Source organism: Thalassolituus pacificus, from assembly GCF_025318105.1.
Lineage (GTDB): Bacteria > Pseudomonadota > Gammaproteobacteria > Pseudomonadales > Oceanobacteraceae > Venatoribacter > Venatoribacter pacificus.
Map to the genome: position 1 here is coordinate 331619 of NZ_JAOANI010000019.1, position 20297 is coordinate 351915.

Genomic DNA, 20297 nt, shown 5'->3' on the forward strand with positions numbered 1-20297 from the left:
TTGTACGAATTCTGAATAACGTTTCTGAATACGCGCTATCAATTGCGTTCCAACATCAGTGCCGAAAGCCGGACACATAATATGGAGAGCAATTGTTACAATAAATAGTTAACAATGCACAATATTATTGAATCAGATTCACCGGTCAGTGATTTTGCAGACGATTAAGCTCCGCCAGCAGGCGGGGTTTGTCGAAACGCTCGACTTTTTGCAGCAGGTATTCCAATGCGTGACGATAAGCGCGTTCATTGGATTTGCCGTGGGTTTTGACCACCACGCCATCCAGACCCAGCAGCAAAGCGCCACCATGACGGGCCGGTGATATGCGCCGCTCGATACGGGCAATCGCCGGCGCCCAAAGGAATGACAGCCAGCGCAAAAACCAGGTATTGCGAAATTCACTGTGCAGCTGCTCACTCAGCCATTCAGACAATCCTTCGCTGGCTTTCAGGGCGATATTACCAGCAAAGCCGTCGGTAATCAGAACATCCAGCTCGCCACGATAGAGATCGTCGCCTTCATAAAAGCCAACATAGTAATCCGGCATGATGCGTTGCAGCTGCTCCGCGGCCTGACGGACATTATCAGTCCCCTTGGTCGACTCACGCCCCACATTCAGCAAGCCAAGGCGTGGCGCCGCAGCGCACTGAACTTTGCTCCAGGCGGCACCAATGCAGGCAAACTGCACTAACTGATCGGCACTGACACCCAAATTGGCACCCAGATCAAGCATAAGCAGTGGTTTTTGGCGGGTAGGCAGAAGCGTAGCCAATGCCGGACGATCCATGCCGGGCAGCGTACCCAGTAAGTGCCGGGCAAGCACCATTAATGCCCCGGTATTGCCGACAGAAAGAATACCCTGCGCCCGCCCTTGCTGATGCTCACGCAAGACTGCCGCCATGGTGGACTTTAATCCCTGGCGCAACATTTGCGCGGGCTTGTCCTGCATGGATATCTGGGTTTCACAAGGAAGAATGCGTACCCGCGATTTGCGGGAAGCAAAGAACGACTCCGCTTCGTCAGCGAAGTCCTGAGTCACCGCCACAATCAGATGAACATCCGGGCGCGACTTAAGGAATTTTTTGCAGGCCTGAAACGCAACGCGGGGACCTAAGTCCCCGCCCATTACATCTACCGCAACGGTAAACATATTAGTTGTTGCCAGTCTCCACGACTTTTTTGCCACGGTAGAAACCGTCAGCGCTTACGTGGTGACGACGGTGAGTTTCACCGGTAGTCGGATCGGTAGACAGTGCCACTGCTGCAGTGTCCAGAGCATCGTGTGAACGACGCATACCACGTTTGGAACGAGTTACTTTGTTTTGCTGAACCGCCATTTTAGGCTCCTAACTATTCGCTATTTCTGTTTGAGCTTAGCTAAAACGTCAAACGGATTGGGTCGTTTGTCGTCTGAATCTGTTGTTTCCGGCTTTGACCCAGGTTGCTTAAACTGACAATCGCCTTCCGGGTGTGTTGGAAACATGGGCAGTGCTAACAGCACTTCATCTTCCATCACAGACCACAGATCCAGTTGACCATTTTCATCAACTTCGACCGGCTCAAACCGTTTCGGTAATTGCTTGGCCTGATCATCATCAAATACAAGTCCCAGCTGAAAGCTGCTTTCTACGGGAATGGTGACATTCCCAAGACAGCGCTGACAGATCATGACAACACTTGTATTACAGCTACCCTGCAGTAACCGGTGCTTTTCCTGATCACGCTCAAAACGAATTTCGCAATGAACAGGAGCAACGCAGTCTTCGACTGCCTCACTAAGCCTGGTTAGCTGTTTGCTGTCGATATCCGCATTAAATTGCTGACTGACCGTCACCAATTTAATCGCATCAACACGCTTGGGAAGCTGAGCCTCTGCCATAGTGCGCGACATCATAGGTACGCAAAGCTCCTCTGTCAAAATTATTTAACGCAGACTCAGTGTCTGCTCAGTCAGCAGCGTAGCGAAGCCACGCCCCATGCTTGCGCCAAAACGCTTAACCAGTTCATCCCATGGGCTTGGCTGGTAAGTGAAGTTCACCAACTCTTCTGTATTGAGCTTGTCGCGGGCAATCTGGCTACTGGATGCCAGGCCGTCAATCAGACCCAGATCAAGGGCTTGTTCGCCCGACCACACCAGTCCGGAAAACAAATTCGGATCTTCCTTCAGGCGATCACCGCGTCCTTTTTTAACCTGTTCAATGAACTGGTTATGGGTAACCTTCAGAACGCTCTGCCAGAAGGCTTTCTCTTCAGCATTTTCCGGCAGGAACGGATCAAGGAAGCCTTTGTGCTCACCCGACGTATACTGGCGACGCTCGATGCCGAATTTATCCATCGCTTTAACAAAACCAAAACCAGAACCCACAACGCCGATGGAGCCGACAAGGCTCGCTTTGTCGGCATAGATTTCATCCGCTGCCGCTGCGATGTAGTACGCACCGGAGGCGCCCAGATCCATAATGACCGCATAAACCGGGAAGTCAGGACGGATTTCTTTCAGGCGCTTAATTTCGTCATAAACATAACCCGCCTGAACCGGGCTGCCACCAGGGCTATTGATGCGCAGAATAACTCCCAGAGCCTTCTCATCATCAAAAGCATCACGCAGCGCACCGATCAGTGCATCTGCACTGGCATCCTGATCAGCCGCAATCACACCGTTCACTTCGATCACAGCCGCGTAATTATCTTCCGGCAGCATGTCTGCGCCATGCTCACCCGGCATGCGCAGCAACCAGACAATGGCAAACAGGTAAATAAAGGTGAGCGATTTAAAAAAGATCCCCCAGCGACGGGCGCGCTTCTGCTCGCCCTGCATATCCATAAGAACCTTCTCGATCAGCTTCCATTCTTTGCTGTTGTCTTCCGGGCGCGCAGGCTGCGAAGTCAGCGGTGAACCCTGATTGATATTTTCGTTATCCATTAATACGTATCCAGTCGTTAAGTTCGTGAATGCTATGGCAGATGGTCAGCGGACCACAAGCCAGCAATACATCATCATCATGAGCACCATGCCCCATCGCCACCGATGCCATGCCTGCAGCATTGGCCATATCGAGATCATACGTGGTATCACCCACCATCAGTGCTTCATCTGGCGCAACATTTAGTTCGCTGAGCAATTCTTTTAGCATCAGCGGGTGCGGCTTGGAGCGGGTTTCATCGGCGCAACGGGTTGCGGCAAAGCGATGACCAATTTTCAGGTCGCGCAACATCCGGTCCAATCCGCGACGACTTTTACCCGTCGCGACCGCCAGCAAATAGCCCTGCTCAACAAGACCCGCCAAAAACTCCGGAGTTCCGGGGAAAAATCCCATCGCCACCTGGCTGTCGGCGACAAAGTAGCGTGCGTACACCTGAGTCATGGCTTGCAGCTGAGGTTCATCAATAACAGGCCAGACGGTGCGCAACGCTTCCGGTAAGCCAAGGCCGATAATATTCTGCACGGCGGCATCCGCAACCTTTGGCAAGCCCACCTCAGCCGCCGCCTGCTGCATGCTGTCAACAATGCGCTGGGTGGAATCGACCAGTGTGCCGTCCCAATCAAAAATAATCAGTTTAAAGCGCAAATTCACACCCCGCCTTCTTTAACATGCTGCTGAATTCTTTGTCTGGCAATGCACTGACCTGTAATCGCTCGCCGGTATCCGGATGGCGGAACGACAACTGCCAGGCATGCAAAAACAAGCGTTTAACCCCTTGCCGCTTATCAATTTCCTGCTGCGAACGATCGCAGTACTTCACATCCCCGGCAATGCTGCAGCCCTGATATTGGCAATGCACGCGAATCTGGTGAGTCCGGCCGGTAATGGGCTCGGCTTCTATTAAGGAGTAATTAGCCCCCTGAGCTTTCAGTGCGGTTTTGGTCAGAGAGGTCTTCCCTTCCGGACTGACCATTACCATACGCTCACCCGACTGACGTTCGAAGCGCAGCAAGGGCTCGCGCACTTCCGTGATGGAGGCCGGCCACTGACCATGCACCATGGCCAGATACTTTTTACTGATGCCCGACTTATTCGCCAGCATGCGCTGCAGGGCGGTCAGAACCGAGCGTTTCTTGGCAATCATGATAACGCCAGAGGTGTCGCGATCGAGACGATGAACCAGCTCCAGAAAACGATGATCCGGGCGCATTTTACGCAGCGCTTCAATAAGCCCCAGGCTGACTCCACTGCCGCCATGCACAGCCAGCCCATGAGGCTTGTTAACCACCAGAAGACCGTCATCTTCATGCAGAATGGCATTCTGCAGAATATCCTGCAGCAGCGGCGACACCTCCGGTGTCTCATCACGTTCGGCGATGCGCAATGGCGGCACACGTACCACGTCGCCAACGGCCAGTCGCGTATCCGCTTTCACTCTTCCTTTATTTACCCGCACTTCGCCTTTGCGGATGATGCGATACACCAGCGTTTTAGGGACGCCCTTCAGAACAGAAATAAGAAAATTATCGATACGCTGACCATCATTATCGGCGGTCACCGTCAGCAGCGATACTTTACCGGTATCGATTTCGTGATTTGACATAAATTCAGAGCAGCTCAGGCGGCGGATTTATTTGTGGTATGGCATTTGCGGGGCGCAACCAATGTTGCTATATTCGCCCACGGCCCTGGTCGGCACAGAGAAAGCGTACAACCCAGCCGACGATCAAGATCAGCCGAAAGGCCAGGCCAAGCCGATTAAGCGGCAGAGTATAAGGAAGAAGACATACTGTTAAAACTCTTCCTGACGAATAATTACGGCGAGCGCAGGCCCATGGCCGCCCGCCCAGTGAGATAAACCACGCAGCGACCTGCGGGCAATCTCGCATTATCAAATTATGGACAGTGTTGGTGCACGACAAACCAGAGGCACCACTGCTAGACAGGTCAGGCGACCCGAAAACGGCGCTGACAACTGCTGCAAAGCACCCATAAATATTTTGGTAGTGGCCGGAATGATCCGGCATTGCCAGCCGGTACGTTGCCAGAACGAGCTTAACGTACAGCATGAAAAGAATGCTTATCAATGCAACTCAACCCGAAGAGTTGCGTGTTGCCCTAGTAGATGGCCAGAAACTCTACGATCTGGATATTGAGTCAGGCTCCCGCGAGCAAAAGAAATCCAATGTCTATAAAGGTAAGATCACCCGCATCGAACCCAGCCTGGAAGCGGCTTTTGTCGACTTCGGCGCTGAGCGTCACGGCTTCCTGCCACTGAAAGAAATCGCCCGCGAATACTTTGTTAAAGACCCAGGTTCAGGCCGCATCAACATCAAAGATGTTCTGCGCGAAGGCCAGGAAGTTATCATTCAGGTCGACAAAGAAGAACGCGGCAACAAAGGCGCAGCCCTGACCACTCAGGTATCCCTGGCTGGCCGTTATCTGGTATTGATGCCGAATAACCCACGTGCCGGCGGCATCTCCCGTCGCATCGAAGGCGATGAGCGCACCGAACTGCGCGAAGCCATGAAAGGCGTGACCGTACCGGACAAAATGGGCGTTATCGTCCGTACCGCGGGCATTGGTCGCAGCGCCGAAGAACTGCAGGCTGACCTTAACTATCTGGTTCACCTGTGGGACGCCATCAAGCGCGCCTCCGATGAACGCCCTGCTCCGTGCCTGCTGCTGCAGGAAAGCAACGTCATCATTCGCGCCATTCGCGATTACCTGCGCCAGGACGTCGGTGAAGTACTGATTGATACCGATGCCGCCTATGAAGAAGCCCTTGGCTTTGTGCAACAGGTGATGCCGCACTATCAGAACAAATTCAAACGCTACACCGACGCTGTGCCACTGTTTAATCGCTATCAGATTGAAAGCCAGATCGAATCGGCGTTCCAGCGTGAAGTGAAACTGCCGTCCGGTGGCTCGATTGTTATTGATCCGACAGAAGCCTTGGTCTCCATCGACATTAACTCGGCACGCGCCACCAAAGGTGCCGACATCGAAGAAACCGCGCTGAACACCAACGTTGAAGCCGCCGACGAGATTGCCCGCCAGTTACGTCTGCGCGACATGGGTGGTCTGGTGGTGATCGACTTTATCGACATGCTGTCCAGTAAAAATCAGCGCGAAGTTGAAACCCGCCTGAAGAAAGCACTGGAAGTGGATCGCGCGCGCGTCCAGGTTGGCCGTATTTCACGTTTCGGCCTTATGGAAATGTCGCGTCAGCGTCTGCGTCCATCCCTGGAAGAAACCAGCGGCCACGTGTGCCCACGCTGTAATGGTACTGGTGTTGTGCGTGATATTCAGTCCACGGGCCTGTCTATCCTGCGCCTGATCGAAGAAGAAGCCGCCAAGGAAAACACCGGACAAATCCGTGCCATCGTGCCGGTGTCGGTCGCCACCTTCCTGCTGAACGAGAAGCGCACCCTGATTGCTGGTATCGAAGCGCGTCATGGCAGCAAAGTGGTGGTTCTGCCGAACCCGAATATGGAAACACCGCATTACGAAGTACTGCGCCTGCGTCCGGATGACAGCCTGATCGGCGAAGTCAGCTACGAACATAAAATGGAAGAGGAAGAGACTGAATACGGCCTCGACCTGACCATTCGTGAAAGCACTAAAGTGCAGCAAGCGGCAGTAAAAGCCGGTGCTCACAGCGCGCCAGTCAGCACACCGGTTGCGGTAGCAGAAACGACGGTTGCAGCATCGGCCAGCAAAGGTCTGTGGGGCAAAATTGGCAGCGCCCTGTCCGCCCTGTTTGACGGTGGCGAGAAACAGGAAGAAAAACCTGCGCCGAAGCAAGCACGCGAGAATGGCAGCGGCCGTAACGAGCGTAACGATCGCAGTCGCAACAATGACCGCAGCCGTAACAACGACCGTAACCGCAATGATCGCAGCCGCAATCGCAATGATCGTAATCGTGACGACCGCAATGACGGCGATAACGAACGCGGTAATCGCAACGAAGCCCGTAACGACAGCCGCAGCGAAGGTCGTAACGACAATCGTGCAGAGCGTTCCGGCCGCAACCGCAACGACAATCGCAGCGAACGCCCTGCCCGTAACCGCAACGAAAACCGCGACAACGAGCGTAGCGACAACCGCGCCGAGCGCCAGGAAGCCGAGGCCAGCAATGAGCCACGCGCGCCGCGCCGTGATCGCAGCGGCAACCGTGCACCGCGTGCCGAGCGCAGCGAAGCCCGTGTTGAGCGCAGTGATAAAGTCGAACTGCCGGAAAATGCAGCAGCCAGCGAAGCTGGTGACAATGCAGCGCGCAGCGACGCTCGCCCTGAAGGTCGTCGTCGTCGCAGCCGCAATGATCGCAGCGAACGTCAGGCTGATCGCACGGCAAACACCAGTGATGAAGAAAACAGCAATGTAGTAACTGCTGAAGAATCTCCTGATGTGACTGACAATACGACGGATAACAGCAACGACAACAGCGCTGACAATGGCAACGATGAGAATGGTGAGAAAACCACCCGCCGCTCACGCAACAGCCGTCGTCGCAACCGCAATCGTGACGAACGTCCGGCGAAAAGCAACAACGCCGCAGCCGACAACGACACGACTGAGAATACGGCTGACAACGTAACGGCAGAAGCCGCCGATGGTACTGACGCAGCAACGACAACCGTTGAAAACACGGACGCTACTCACGCTGCAAGTCACTCAGAAACACCGGTTTCGGAAGTGCCTGAAGTTGCTATCGCCGAGGTCGCTACTGCTGAAGCCAGCTCCGACGAAACAGGCAATGCGGAAGCAGACAACACGAAAGCAGACAGCGCGGAAGCCAAACCTGAAGCCGTAGCGAGTGCGCAAGCAGCAGAGCCAGCAAGTGACGCGGTTTCTGAAGAGCAGGCAGTAGCATCGGCCGAGCAGGAGTCAGACAAGCAGGAAAAAGCTCAGACGCGCCGCAAGGCCCGTCAGCAAGCCAGCGAGAAGTCTGCTGCAGCAAAGAAAGCCGCCAAACAGGCGGCCGCTGAAGCGCAAGCCGAAGCTGCTGCTAAAGAACCTGTTGAGGCACCTGCTGCTGAAGCCGTCGTTATTGAAAACGCCGCCGCAGAAGACAACGCTGATGCCGAAGTGACAACGTCTCAGGAAGAAGTCGCTACTGCCACTCAGGGTAATGATCGTGCATCACGTCGTGGACGTCGCCGCACTCCGGGTGGACGCGCTCCCAATGACCCGCGCAACCGTCGCAATACCGGCAACGAGCAAGCAACTGAACAAGCTGCAACGGAAAATAACGCTTCTGCTACCATAGAAACCGTGACCTCTCCTGCTCAGGCTGAGACCGTAGCGGCTGAAGCTGCCAGCGACAGCGATACACCAAACAAGTAATACGGACGGCGTGCGCCGACACCTATTACTGACCTGAAAACCGCCTCCGGGCGGTTTTTTTATGCCCGCAACACCATCGCCATTACTGACTGGAGAGACAGTTATCAGTAATATGCGCACTTTCGGCCGCTATTATTTTCGCAAGGACGACCCATGCCCAACGCTCCCATCCTCTCCCGAACGCCATCAGCACTGATCCCTCTCGCCCTGCTGCTGTTATTGCTGAGCAGCGCAATGTACAGCCAGTCAGCCACAGCGGCAGCCATGACGGTCGTCCGGGAATACACCTACAACGCCAGCGAAAATGACTCCAAAGTGTCGGCGCGCAAAGCTGCATTACAACAGTTGCAATCATTATTAATTGAGGAAGTCGGCGTGCAGGTGCAATCCAGCTTCAGTAATACTGAAACACTGGATAAAGAAGAATTCAGCCGCACCGTACAGGCCAACTACCAGACCTTTGCTCAGGCGCTGACCAAAACCAAAATTCTTGAAGAAAAATGGGATGGCGAAAGCTTTTATCTGAAAGCCGAAATTGAAGTTGATCCTGATGGGTTGAGCTCTCAGATTGCCACCATTGTTCATGGCGGCGGTAAAAACCCCTGCGACGCCATGCGCGAGCAGGTAAAAATCTCACTACAGAAAGCCCCAAGCCCGGATAAAAATGCCGAGCTGGTCGCGTTTGCGTTAAAAGCGCCTTTCGATAACGACTGCAATGACTGGCAATATAACGTACTCTACTCCCTGACCCAGAGCCGCCACCCCGCTGCCGATTACCGGGATTATCTGTTTGTGCAACTGGCGCAGATCGCACCACATAACCTGGCTGGATATCTTCCGGGCATCGTAAAGTACGCCATCATTAAAGATAACGGCATCACCCCGACCGAATGGGAAGCCATGCTCAGCAGCCTGCAGCGTCTGCCGGAAGACCGCCTGCAACTTCTGCTGTCAGCGTTATCTAATTACAGCGATAAGTCACCCGATGATACACGCAGCGGCAAGCCCAGCTATCAGCCGCAGACGGCACTGCAACTGAAAAATCAATTACAGTCACTGATTCAGGCAGCAGGTAAAGGAAAAGTCGGCAGCCCCGCCCTGAGCGCCGGAGAACTGACCGCACGCATTATTAAAGCTACGGCTTATCGCCAGCCGGCTATCGGCGCTGAATTATTTCAGCAATACAGCGGCGAGCTGCCGGACATTAATGACGTGGTTAAACCCATTACCGAGTTTTATAAAAACCAGCTGAAGGACGGCAGCGAGCTGGAACTGGCCATCAACAGTTTTAACCTGCTGCTGGAAAAGCTGAACGAGCAAAAAGACATCCTCAACGACAACAGTGCCAAGCAGCTCTATTATCTGCTGACAACACTGGAACGTAACGCTGAAGAAAATCAGCAGCAGGCTGCACTCATCGAGAATATGCTCGGCCGCTATCCGAAGTTATTTGCCCAGATAATCAAAGGCCAGCGCATTAATGAGGTGCAGAAGAACCTCTGGTTTATCCGTTATAACCTGCCGGATTCTGACGCCTGTACGCCGAGAGAATGTGCTGACCGGTTATTCAGTGACGGCAATGCCATGGAACTGAATGCCTATGGCGAATATCTGGTGGCTTACGGAGCGCGCGCTGCGGCTGCAGAAGACCTCGTGATCCGTAAACTGGAACGTGTGCGCGTACAGGCCAGCGGCCCTTACCGCACCACGATGAAACGTCATCTGATCACCGTACTGGGGAACATCCGCACCCAGGATTTACGCGCGCAGGAATTATTAATAGAGAGTCTCGGCGATCTGGATCATAAAATCCCGGAAGAGGCACAAAACGCCCTGATTAAATTAGGCAGAGGTGTACAGGAAAAGATGATGGCGATGATTTCAACTTATGAGCCACTGGTGCAGCGCCGCATGGTTGAAACTTTAGGGAAAATGCAGCCGGATACTGACATTGTGAATTTTCTTAAGCGCGTCCCACAGAACGATCAATATATGCGCTTTGCTGTTGAAGATGCTCTGCGCGATCAGCAGCGGGCGCTCTGACGGCGAATGTATAAAATAAAAAACCGGCCGCTGGCCGGTTTTTTTATAGCAGCAACATCAGCTATTAATCAGAAAGTATCGGCCGGAATACGAACATTACCTTCCATAATCACCCGCGCACTACGGCTCATAACAGCCTTGGTTGCCGTCCATTCGCCATCAACCAGCGCTGCCGCCGCACCGACCCGCAGGGTACCGGACGGATGACCAAAGGTCACGGCGTCACGTTCAGTACCACCGGCTGCCAGATTCACCAGCGTACCAGGTACTGCCGCCGCCGTTGCAATGGCCACCGACGCTGTCCCCATCATCGCATGGTGTAATTTCCCCATGGATAACGCACGTACGCAGACATCGATATCGGCTGCAGAAATCTGTTTGCCACTGGATGCTTCGTAATCCGTTGCTGGTGCCACGAAAGCAATTTTCGGCGTGTGCTGGCGCGCAACCGCTTCGGAAATATCGGCAATCAAGCCCATTTTTACCGCACCGTAAGCACGCATGGTTTCAAATTTCGCCAGTGCATCGGCATCGGAATTAATGTCTTTCTGCAGCTCGGTGCCTTTGTAACCAATATCCGCGGCATTGACGAAAATGGTCGGAATACCGGAATTAATCATGGTTGCTTTAAAGGTACCAATACCCGGAACTTCGAGATCATCGACGACATTACCGGTCGGAAACATAGAGCCTTCGCCGTCGGCCGGGTCCATAAATTCGATCACCACTTCCGCTGCCGGAAAGGTTACGCCGTCGAGCTCAAAATCGCCGGTTTCCTGCACTTCACCATCAGTGATCGGTACATGGGCGATAATGGTTTTCTGGATGTTTTTCTGCCAGATGCGCACCACGCAAATACCGTTGTGCGGAATACGATCAGCGGCGACCAGACCTTTAGAAATGGCAAAGGCCCCAACGGCGGCGGTTAAATTGCCGCAGTTACCTGACCAGTCCACAAAAGGCTTATTAATCGACACCTGGCCGAATAAATAATCCACATCGTGATCCAGCTGTTCGCTTTTCGCCAGAATAACGGTTTTGGAAGTGCTGGATGTTGCACCGCCCATACCATCGATCTGCTGACCGTAAGGATCAGGGCTGCCAATAACGCGCAACAGAATGTTGTCGCGTGCTTCGCCCGACACCTGAGCCGCTCCAGGTAAATCGGTCAGGCTGAAAAATACACCTTTCGATGTACCGCCACGCATATAAGTCGCGGGAATTTTAATTTGTTTGGACATAATTATTTCTCTTTCAGGACGCTACTGAAAACGTCGATGCCCTTAAAAGAAAGGTGGGCAGTGCCCACCCTACTTTGGATTTTTTAAAACGCCGCAAAACTGTATTTTGCGGCGTTTCGGAAGCGTTAACGAGGCAACCAGCTTCGTTATTCGCCCTGCAGGAAGTCCTGAGCGAACTTCTGCAATACCCCACCGGCACTGTACACATCCACTTCCGCGGCGGTGTCCAGACGACAGGTCATCGGTACTTCAACCACTTCACCCTCTTTACGGGTAATCACCAGCGTCAGATCACAACGCGGGCTCAGATCACCTTTCACGTCGTAGGTCTCAGTACCATCCAGGCCCAGAGTCTTACGCGTGGTGCCAGCCTTGAATTCCAGCGGCAGTACGCCCATACCGATCAGGTTGGTACGGTGAATACGCTCGAAGCCTTCGGCAGCAATCGCCTCAACACCCGCCAGACGCACGCCTTTGGCGGCCCAGTCACGGGAAGATCCCTGACCATAATCGGCACCGGCCACGATAATCAGCGGCTGCTTGCGGTTCATGTAGGTTTCAATCGCTTCCCACATACGCATCACCTTGCCTTCCGGCTCAACGCGCGCCAGAGAACCCTGCTTAACATTGCCGTTTTCATCCAGCACCATTTCATTCAGCAGTTTCGGGTTGGCGAAGGTTGCACGCTGGGCCGTCAGGTGGTCACCACGGTGGGTTGCGTAAGAGTTAAAGTCCTCTTCCGGCAGACCCATTTTGTGCAGATATTCGCCCGCTGCACTGTCCATCATGATGGCGTTGGATGGCGACAGGTGGTCGGTGGTGATGTTGTCCGGCAGCACGGCCAGAGGACGCATACCTTTCAGCGTACGTTCACCGGCCAGTGCGCCTTCCCAGTAAGGTGGACGACGGATATAGGTACTCATCGGACGCCAGTCATACAGCGGGCTGATGGCCTTCTCTTTGGCGCCCAGATCAAACATCGGGATGTAGATCTGACGGAACTGCTCCGGCTTCACGCTTTCTTTAACGATGGCGTCGATTTCTTCATCCGACGGCCAGATATCCTTCAGGCGGATTTCTTTACCATCAACGACCGCAAGCACATCCTTTTCGATATCAAAACGAATGGTACCGGCAATGGCGTAAGCAACGACCAGTGGCGGCGATGCCAGGAATGCCTGCTTGGCGTACGGGTGAATACGGCCATCGAAGTTGCGGTTACCGGACAGCACCGCCGTGGCATACAGATCACGGTCGATGATTTCCTGCTGAATCACAGGGTCCAGCGCACCGGACATACCGTTACAGGTGGTGCAGGCGAAAGCCACAATGCCGAAGCCCAGCTTTTCCAGCTCTGGCAGCAGGCCGGAGTCTTTCAGGTACAGCTCGGCGACTTTGGAGCCAGGTGCAAAGGAAGACTTAACCCATGGCTTGCGGATCAGGCCCAGTTCGTTGGCTTTTTTCGCCAGCAGACCGGCGGCGACCACGTTGCGCGGGTTAGAGGTGTTGGTACAGGAAGTGATGGCGGCGATGATGACCGCTCCATCCGGCATCAGACCTTCGGCTTCCTGCGCTTTGGCGGCATCCAGATTACCGGCAATGCCTTTAGCGGCCAGGTCAGCCGTTGATACACGGGCATGCGGGTTAGACGGGCCAGCCATATTACGGCCAACACTCGACAGATCGAAGCTCAGCACGCGCTCGTATTGTGCGGTTTTCAGTGCATCCGCCCACAGACCCGTTTCTTTAGCGAACTGCTCAACCAGAGCGACCTGCTCCGGCTCACGGCCAGTCAGCTTCAGGTAGTCGATGGTTTGTTCGTCGATGTAGAACATCGCGGCGGTGGCACCGTATTCCGGTGTCATATTGGAAATGGTGGCCCGGTCACCGATGGTCAGGCTGGATGCACCTTCACCGAAGAATTCCACATAAGCACCGACCACGCGTTCTTTACGCAAAAACTCGGTCAGCTCCAGCACAATATCGGTGGCGGTAATGCCAGGCTGACGCTTACCGGTTAATTCAACCCCGACAATGTCCGGCAGACGCATCATGGATGGCAGGCCGAGCATTACGGTTTCGGCTTCCAGACCGCCCACACCAACAGAAATAACACCCAGCGCATCGACGTGCGGGGTGTGGGAGTCGGTACCGACACAGGTATCCGGATAGGCTACGCCATTACGGGCCTGCACTACCGGGGACATTTTCTCCAGGTTGATCTGGTGCATGATGCCGTTACCAGCCGGAATCACATCGACGTTGTCGAATGCGGTTTTGGTCCAGTTAATAAAGTGGAAACGGTCTTCGTTACGGCGCTCTTCGATCTCGCGGTTTTTGGCGAAGGCATCCGGATCAAAACCGCCGCATTCAACCGCCAGCGAGTGGTCAACGATCAGCTGAGTCTGCACCACCGGATTGACTTTGGACGGATCTCCGCCCTTTTCAGCGATGGCATCACGCAGACCGGCCAGATCGACCAGCGCGGTCTGACCGAGAATGTCATGACACACAACACGCGCCGGATACCAAGGAAAATCCAGATCGCGTTTGCGCTCGATCAGCTGCGTCAGGGCATCGGTCAGCAGTTCAGGCTCACAGCGGCGCACCAGCTGTTCAGCCAGGATGCGGGAGGTGTACGGCAGGCCGTCGTAGCTGCCGGGCTTAATGGCATCGACCGCGGCACGGGTATCAAAATACTCCAGTGCAGTGCCGGCCAATTGTTTACGGAATTCGGTGTTCATGGGGTGTTCTCTCAAAAAAGCCGAACTGCCCGCAGGCAGTTCATACCAGGGCCTGTCGACACTAATTAAACAGGCCTGTTATTGGTTAAAAATTTCTCAGGCAAGGCGCTGAGAGTGTTGCCTAACGGGTTAAGCGAACGAACAGCAACGCAAGATGAGGGATTTTTAGCCATAACCCTTCGGGCTGAGGCCAGTTTTCCCCATTAACGTCGTCGCTCGTCATTCATTTAGCCCGCTAATATCACTCCTCTCTCCTCGTTCTGAGAAAAACTGGTTCTCAGCAGGCCTGATTCACTTAGTGTCGACAGGCCCTCGATTCTTAACGCTGGGAAATCGCCGGAACCGGACGGAACTCTTCACCGGTATATTCCGCGCTTGGGCGGATAATGCGGTTGTCGGCGCGCTGTTCCATCACGTGCGCTGCCCAGCCGGTCAGGCGGGAGCAGACGAAAATCGGGGTGAACAGCTTGGTCGGAATACCCATGTAGTTGTAGGCCGAGGCGTGGAAGAAATCGGCATTACAGAACAGTTTCTTCTCGCGCCACATAACGGCTTCACAACGTACGGAAATGTCGTACAGCGAGGTATCGCCGTTCGCATTGGCCAGCTTTTCAGACCATTCTTTAATCACAGCGTTACGCGGATCGGATTCAGAGTAAATCGCGTGGCCAAAGCCCATGATTTTTTCTTTACGCTCCAGCATGCCCATCAGCTTTTGCTCGGCATCTTCCGGGTCGTTCATGCCTTCAATCAGTTCCATCGCCGCTTCGTTGGCGCCGCCGTGCAGCGGGCCACGCAGGGAACCAATAGCGCCGGTTACACAGGAGTGCATATCACTCAGCGTGGAAGCACAGACACGGGCGGTAAAGGTGGAGGCGTTAAATTCGTGCTCGGCATACAGCGTTAATGACGCGTGCATTACCTGCGTGTGCAGCTCGGAGGGCTTTTCGCCATGCAGGGTCCACAGAAACTGCTCAGCGATAGAATCGGCAGCGGTTTCAACCTCGATACGTTTGCCATTGTTATGGCTGAAGTTGTACCAGTAGTTGATCATGCCCGGGAACAGCGCCAGCATGCGGTCAGTCGCATCCTGCTGCTGGTCAAAGCTTTCTTCGGTTTCCAGGTTGCCCAACATCGAGCAACCGGTACGCATCACGTCCATCGGGTGCGCTGAAGCCGGAATACGTTCCAGTACTTCTTTTAACGCCTGCGGCAGAGCGCGCATGGATTTCAGTTTGGCTTTGTAGGCGTCCAGCTCAGCCTGATTCGGCAGTTCGCCTTTCAGAATCAGATACGCCACTTCTTCAAATTCACATTGCGCGGCCAGATCTTTAACGTCATAGCCACGATAAGTCAGACCAGAACCGGATTTACCCACGGTCGACAGTGCGGTCTTGCCCGCTACCTGACCACGCAGGCCGGCGCCACTGAGTTGTTTTGCTGCTGCCATTGCTTTCTCCTGTCAGAACGGTCGGTGAAGTCAGGAACGCTTTTAAAAACAACAACCTACAACTATAAGTTCTGCTTTTTTATCAGCTGTGATTGACCCTGATGACCCCGCGGACGCTCTCTTTTTAGTGAAAATTGTAAAGTTATCGGTTTGCGTTAAAGCGCGCTGGCTTTATTTGTTTTTACCTTCCGCAAACAATGCATCAAGCTTCTGCTCAAAATCGTGGTAGTTCAGGTAGTCGTACAGTTCCATGCGGGTCTGCATGATGTCGACAACCTTGCGCTGATCGCCTTCAGCCAGAATGCTTTTATACACGGTTTCGGCGGCTTTGTTCATCGCGCGGAACGCACTCAGCGGATACAGCACCATCGCCGCACCCCACTCGCCCAGCTGTTCGCGGTTCCACAATTCGGTCTGGCCAAATTCGGTGATGTTCGCCAGCAGTGGTACATCCAGTGCTGCAGAGAACTTGCGGTAATCTTCTTCTGTTTTGATCGCTTCTGCGAAAATACCATCAGCACCAGCGGCTACACAGGCCTGCGCACGCTCGATGGCGGCATCCAGTCCTTCCTGCGCAAACGCATCGGTACGGGCCATGATAAAGAAGCTTTCGTCGTTACGGGCATCGACACAGGCTTTGATGCGGTCAACCATTTCGGCCTGAGAGACGATTTCTTTGTTCGGACGGTGGCCGCAGCGCTTCTGCATGACCTGATCTTCGATGTGTACCGCTGCGGCACCGGCTTTTTCCATTTGCTGGATGGTGCGGGTGATATTGAATGCACCGCCCCAGCCGGTATCGATATCAACCAGCAACGGCAGGCCGCTGGCTGAGGTGATACGACGCACGTCTTCCACGACATCGTTCAGCGAGGTCATACCCAGATCCGGCAGACCGTAAGAGGCGTTCGCCACGCCGCCACCGGACAGATAAATGGCCTGATGACCAATGCGCTCGGCCATCATCGCCGCGTAGGCGTTAATGGTGCCGACAATTTGCAGCGGTTTGTTATCCGCCAGTGCTTTACGGAATTTCTGACCTGGAGTCATGGATGACCCTCCTCTTCAGCTAATCGATTTTCCAGATTGGTCAGCGATGCCTGGATATGACGTCGCATCAGTAATTCAGCCAGCTCGGCATCACGCGCCGAGATAGCTTCAACAATTCGTTGGTGTTCCTGCAGGGCCTGCAGCGGACGCTTGGCGCTGGTACTGGTCTGATAGCGGTACATACGCACGATGTGATACAGCTCGCCGCACAGCATCTGGTGCAGACGGTGATTCTTACTGCCTTTGATGATGCGGTAATGAAAGTCGAGATCACCGGCCTTCTGGTAATAGGCCTGCCCCTGCTCGGCGGCAATGGAAGCTTCGTGTTCCTGCAGCAGACCATACAGCTCGTGAATTTCATCATCGCTCATACGCAGTGCCGCCAGACGGCAGGCCATGCTTTCCAGTTCAAGGCGAACTTCGTAGATATCCCGCAGTTCAGCCAGGCTCAGCGATACCACCCGGGCACCGGCATGGGGAATGCGCACCACCAGATGGCGGGCTTCCAGCCTCTGAATGGCTTCACGCATGGGGGCGCGGCTGCCGCCGTAACGCTCAACCAGTGTCTGCTCGGATAATTTGCTGCCCGGACGCAGCTCGCCCCGCACAATGGCGGTGGTGAGTTCCGAGAAAACCTTATCGGCCAGGGTTTGGTTGTCGCTCATTGGCTTTGTCTACAATATTCTTTAAGTGAGGCTAGGTTACGCCGTTCATATCATATTTCAAGCGTATTTAGACTAAGATTGTATACAATCCACAGTCTGAGCCAGAAAACCGCTGACGCTGACAACAACAGCTCTGGGATATGACCCATGTTTAGGCTAACCTCGGCGCAGATTTTCAGGCGCATCGTCAGAATACAGCTCAGGAACGCCCCGTGACCGCCCAGATACCCGTCATCACGCCCCATACAAATCGCCAGCGCATCGCCATTATAGGCTCTGGTATTGCCGGTCTGAGTGCCGCCTGGTTACTGAGTCGTGATCATGACGTTACCCTCTATGAGCGCGCCGAAAAACCGGGCATGGGTATCTACAGTGTCGACATCCCCTGGGCGGATAAAAGCACATCCATTGATATTCCCTTGCGGGTATTTACCCCGGCCTATTATCCCAGCCTGATGCGCCTCTACCGCGACGCTGGCGTACATACCGAAACCACCAATCATGCGGCGGCTTATGCCGACGCCGATAACCGCCTGTTTTTTCATTATGGCAATCTGCAGCTAGGGCGCCTCAGCCTGAGCTTTCCCAAACTGTTGAATGGCACGCTGCTGAAGCAGCACCTGCATACATTCCGCCGCCTGCAACAACACAAAAACAGCACCGCTCTGCAACAGCAACGTTTTGGCGACTTTTTGCTGCAGCACAACCTGCACAGCGACTACAGCCGCCAGATATTGCTGCCGGCACTGGCAACCGTCTGCACCTGTGACTATGACGATGTATTAGCGTATCCGGCAGACATTCTGGTGAACTATTTGACTTGCGGCGTGATGAAAGATGGCCTGATGCGCGCCAGCGGGGGCGTCGATGAGGTGGTTGCGCAACTGCTGGAATCTGCCGTTACCTTGCGTACTGCCACGGCTGTCGAGCGTATTGAAGAGCACCAACACAGCGTCAGCGTATTCAGTGCGGGCCAGCAAGACAGCTTTGACCGCGTAGTGATTGCCACCCAGCCCCACCATGCCCGCCAGATACTCAGCACGCTGCCTGCCGCCCGCCAGCGCTGTCAGCAGCTTGAACAGATTCCGGTAGTGGAATCGCGCATGCAGCTGCACACCGATCAATCCCTGTTGCCCGCCAGCCGGGTGCCGCTGGCGCCGGTCAGTTATTTCTTGCCCGGTGACGAGAACCGCCCGGAAGCCACCGTCGATCTGGCCAAAGCCATTGGTCATCTGCGCAACGGCCCGGCCATTCTGCAGGTGTGGAACCCGCTGCGTGCGGCCAATCCGCAAAGTGTGCTCGCCGATGTTACTTTCAGCCGGCCACTGGTGACTCTGCACAGCCGGCAGGCGGTACGCGAGCTGCGCCGCCAGGATGCCAGTCAACGTATTCTGCTGACCGGTTCCTACCTGTGTGATGGCATTCCGCTGCTCGACGGCGCCGTTGAAAGCTCGCTGCGCGTAGCTCACCTGATTGGCAGCTCGCGCGCCTGGTAGCTGGCCACAGCAATTGCCAAAAACAAAAAAAGCCGGCGTGATGCCGGCTTTCTTGTTCGCTCTCCGGTGCGCAGAGACAGCCTTATTCCGGCATGCTCAGCGTCTTACTCTGGCATGCTCAACGCCTGAGGAGACACGATAATGCCGTTGTTGTCGGCATACACAAAGTGACCCGGTACAAATTCAACACCACCGAATTTAACGGTAACGTTCACATCACCCAGACCGCGTTTGTCGGTTTTCAGCGGGTGAGTCGCCAGCGCCTGCACGCCCAGATCGGTCTGCATGATCACGTCGACATCACGGATGCAACCGTAAACGATGATGCCTTCCCAACCGTTTTTCGCCGCTTTTTCTGCCAGCATATCGCCCAGCAGCGCGTGACGCATGGAGGCGCCGCCGTCCACAACCATCACTTTGCCTTTACCGTCGGTATCAACCAGCTCTTTCACTTTGGAGTTATCTTCAAAGCATTTAACGGTGACGATTTCGCCACCGAAGGAATCATTGCCGCCGTAGTTGTTGAACATTGGCTCAACCACCTGAATCAGTTCAGGGTAGGCATCGCACAGGTCCGGAGTTACGTACTGAGTCATTTCTTTGTCCTTACTTGTGATGGAGGATAATAAAATTCTGTTGTCTGCCAGAGCCAGCTCAGGCTGCGGCCAGACGCTTAATATCGCGCACGCGATAGCGCGTAACGGATGATTCCTGATCCAAACCAGACGCCGCCGCAGAACCAGCCGCCGCCGCAACCATCGCACGGGCAATGCGTTCTCCAGGCAGCGCCTGCACATTGCCAAGCAGCGGCAGGCGTAATATCCAACCGCTCAGGTGTTCTGCCAGACGAAACTCTGCACGCTCGCCGATCAGCACAGAAGGCTGCCACAGATGCAGGCTCGGAAAGCCCAATTGCTCCAGCGCCTGTTCCATATCGCCTTTGACGCGATTGTAAAAAAATGGCGAACGGCTGTTGGCGCCCAGCGCACTGACCACCGATACCAGCTCAGCGCCCTGCTGTTTGGCCCAGGCCGCACAATCCACAACCAGCTGATAATCCACCTGACGCAACCCGGCTTTACCGGCTTTGGCCTGAGTCGTCCCCAGCGCGCAGAACATCAGATCAACGGCCTGTTGACTGGCAAACAGTTCGTCATAAGTCAGCACCTGAAGGCGCTCGTCCGCCGCCAGTTGCGGATATGCAGAGCACCATTGCTTTGACTGACGCACTGGCAACAATATATGCCCGGCCCAATCCGTCAGCAGCAGATTGTCCAGCAAGGCACGGCCAATCAGCCCGGTGCCGCCCGTCAGCAACAGGCGTCGTGTGTTCAT

The 20297-nt window shown here is 54.5% G+C and carries 16 protein-coding genes; 3 read left to right on the forward strand and 13 right to left on the reverse strand.

All coding sequences use genetic code 11. The annotated features are described in order from the left end of the window. Positions 1-145: 145 nt before the first annotated feature. Genes plsX through rluC form a run of 6 tightly spaced genes read right to left on the reverse strand, consistent with a single transcriptional unit; the run spans position 146 to position 4527 of the window. Positions 146-1150, reverse strand: a complete 1005-nt coding sequence (plsX, locus tag NYR02_RS12150) for a phosphate acyltransferase PlsX (protein WP_260976780.1) — start codon at positions 1148-1150, stop codon at positions 146-148. Between the two features lies 1 nt (position 1151). Next, complete coding sequence (gene rpmF, locus NYR02_RS12155; protein ID WP_260976619.1) at positions 1152-1337, reverse strand: 50S ribosomal protein L32; 186 nt, start codon at positions 1335-1337, stop codon at positions 1152-1154. A gap of 20 nt (positions 1338-1357) precedes the next feature. Continuing rightward, positions 1358-1894, reverse strand: a complete 537-nt coding sequence (locus NYR02_RS12160; protein ID WP_260976620.1) for a YceD family protein — start codon at positions 1892-1894, stop codon at positions 1358-1360. Between the two features lie 30 nt (positions 1895-1924). Further along, positions 1925-2923, reverse strand: a complete 999-nt coding sequence (locus tag NYR02_RS12165) for a S49 family peptidase (protein WP_260976621.1) — start codon at positions 2921-2923, stop codon at positions 1925-1927. Next, the gene (locus NYR02_RS12170; RefSeq protein ID WP_260976622.1) at positions 2916-3575 is read right to left on the reverse strand and encodes an HAD-IIIA family hydrolase; all 660 of its coding nucleotides are present in this window, start codon (positions 3573-3575) and stop codon (positions 2916-2918) included. The genes NYR02_RS12165 and NYR02_RS12170 overlap by 8 nt, the downstream gene beginning before the upstream one ends. Then, on the reverse strand, positions 3559-4527 hold the full coding sequence (gene rluC, locus NYR02_RS12175) for a 23S rRNA pseudouridine(955/2504/2580) synthase RluC (protein ID WP_260976623.1): 969 nt from the start codon (positions 4525-4527) through the stop codon (positions 3559-3561). Before rluC ends, NYR02_RS12170 begins: the two co-directional genes overlap by 17 nt. Before the next feature lie 464 nt (positions 4528-4991). Between rluC and rne the strand changes: the two genes are divergently transcribed. Continuing rightward, positions 4992-8273, forward strand: a complete 3282-nt coding sequence (gene rne / locus NYR02_RS12180) for a ribonuclease E (protein WP_260976624.1) — start codon at positions 4992-4994, stop codon at positions 8271-8273. A gap of 153 nt (positions 8274-8426) precedes the next feature. Further along, positions 8427-10316 carry a hypothetical protein gene (locus NYR02_RS12185; RefSeq protein ID WP_260976625.1) on the forward strand — a complete coding sequence of 630 codons (1890 nt, stop codon included), beginning with the start codon at positions 8427-8429 and terminating at the stop codon, positions 10314-10316. 68 nt (positions 10317-10384) lie between these two features. Here the strand turns inward: NYR02_RS12185 and prpF are convergent, their stop codons facing one another. The 5 genes from prpF to NYR02_RS12210 all read right to left on the reverse strand — a co-directional run bounded on the left by prpF (position 10385) and on the right by NYR02_RS12210 (position 17466). Next, a complete protein-coding gene (gene prpF, locus NYR02_RS12190; protein ID WP_260976626.1) occupies positions 10385-11557 on the reverse strand; it encodes a 2-methylaconitate cis-trans isomerase PrpF in 1173 nt (390 codons plus the stop codon). Between the two features lie 146 nt (positions 11558-11703). After that, on the reverse strand, positions 11704-14301 hold the full coding sequence (gene acnD / locus NYR02_RS12195; RefSeq protein ID WP_260976627.1) for a Fe/S-dependent 2-methylisocitrate dehydratase AcnD: 2598 nt from the start codon (positions 14299-14301) through the stop codon (positions 11704-11706). Between the two features lie 319 nt (positions 14302-14620). Next, positions 14621-15751: a bifunctional 2-methylcitrate synthase/citrate synthase gene (prpC, locus tag NYR02_RS12200; protein ID WP_260976628.1), complete on the reverse strand. Its 1131-nt coding sequence runs from the start codon at positions 15749-15751 to the stop codon at positions 14621-14623. Positions 15752-15922: 171 nt separating this feature from the next. After that, positions 15923-16801: a methylisocitrate lyase gene (prpB, locus tag NYR02_RS12205; RefSeq protein ID WP_260976629.1), complete on the reverse strand. Its 879-nt coding sequence runs from the start codon at positions 16799-16801 to the stop codon at positions 15923-15925. Next, on the reverse strand, positions 16798-17466 hold the full coding sequence (locus NYR02_RS12210) for a GntR family transcriptional regulator (protein WP_260976630.1): 669 nt from the start codon (positions 17464-17466) through the stop codon (positions 16798-16800). Before NYR02_RS12210 ends, prpB begins: the two co-directional genes overlap by 4 nt. Positions 17467-17678: 212 nt before the next feature. On the opposite strand from NYR02_RS12210, the gene NYR02_RS12215 reads away from it, so the two are divergent. Further along, positions 17679-18962, forward strand: a complete 1284-nt coding sequence (locus NYR02_RS12215) for an FAD-dependent oxidoreductase (RefSeq protein WP_260976631.1) — start codon at positions 17679-17681, stop codon at positions 18960-18962. A gap of 104 nt (positions 18963-19066) precedes the next feature. Here the strand turns inward: NYR02_RS12215 and rraA are convergent, their stop codons facing one another. After that, positions 19067-19558: a ribonuclease E activity regulator RraA gene (rraA, locus tag NYR02_RS12220; protein WP_260976632.1), complete on the reverse strand. Its 492-nt coding sequence runs from the start codon at positions 19556-19558 to the stop codon at positions 19067-19069. A gap of 58 nt (positions 19559-19616) precedes the next feature. Continuing rightward, entirely contained in the window at positions 19617-20297 is a 681-nt protein-coding gene (locus NYR02_RS12225) for an SDR family oxidoreductase (RefSeq protein WP_260976633.1), read from the reverse strand.

Excerpts from the sequence above, each read along its gene's own strand:
- NYR02_RS12210 (WP_260976630.1), bottom strand. The coding sequence starts at position 17,466 with ATGAGCGACAACCAAACCCTGGCCGATAAGGTTTTCTCGGAACTCACC.
- plsX (WP_260976780.1), bottom strand. The coding sequence starts at position 1,150 with ATGTTTACCGTTGCGGTAGATGTAATGGGCGGGGACTTAGGTCCCCGC.
- prpC (WP_260976628.1), bottom strand. The coding sequence starts at position 15,751 with ATGGCAGCAGCAAAACAACTCAGTGGCGCCGGCCTGCGTGGTCAGGTA.
- NYR02_RS12165 (WP_260976621.1), bottom strand. The coding sequence starts at position 2,923 with ATGGATAACGAAAATATCAATCAGGGTTCACCGCTGACTTCGCAGCCT.
- NYR02_RS12160 (WP_260976620.1), bottom strand. The coding sequence starts at position 1,894 with ATGATGTCGCGCACTATGGCAGAGGCTCAGCTTCCCAAGCGTGTTGAT.
- NYR02_RS12185 (WP_260976625.1), top strand. The coding sequence starts at position 8,427 with ATGCCCAACGCTCCCATCCTCTCCCGAACGCCATCAGCACTGATCCCT.
- acnD (WP_260976627.1), bottom strand. The coding sequence starts at position 14,301 with ATGAACACCGAATTCCGTAAACAATTGGCCGGCACTGCACTGGAGTAT.
- rraA (WP_260976632.1), bottom strand. The coding sequence starts at position 19,558 with ATGACTCAGTACGTAACTCCGGACCTGTGCGATGCCTACCCTGAACTG.
- prpB (WP_260976629.1), bottom strand. The coding sequence starts at position 16,801 with ATGACTCCAGGTCAGAAATTCCGTAAAGCACTGGCGGATAACAAACCG.
- prpF (WP_260976626.1), bottom strand. The coding sequence starts at position 11,557 with ATGTCCAAACAAATTAAAATTCCCGCGACTTATATGCGTGGCGGTACA.
- rpmF (WP_260976619.1), bottom strand. The coding sequence starts at position 1,337 with ATGGCGGTTCAGCAAAACAAAGTAACTCGTTCCAAACGTGGTATGCGT.
- rluC (WP_260976623.1), bottom strand. The coding sequence starts at position 4,527 with ATGTCAAATCACGAAATCGATACCGGTAAAGTATCGCTGCTGACGGTG.
- NYR02_RS12225 (WP_260976633.1), bottom strand. The coding sequence starts at position 20,297 with ATGAACACACGACGCCTGTTGCTGACGGGCGGCACCGGGCTGATTGGC.
- rne (WP_260976624.1), top strand. The coding sequence starts at position 4,992 with ATGAAAAGAATGCTTATCAATGCAACTCAACCCGAAGAGTTGCGTGTT.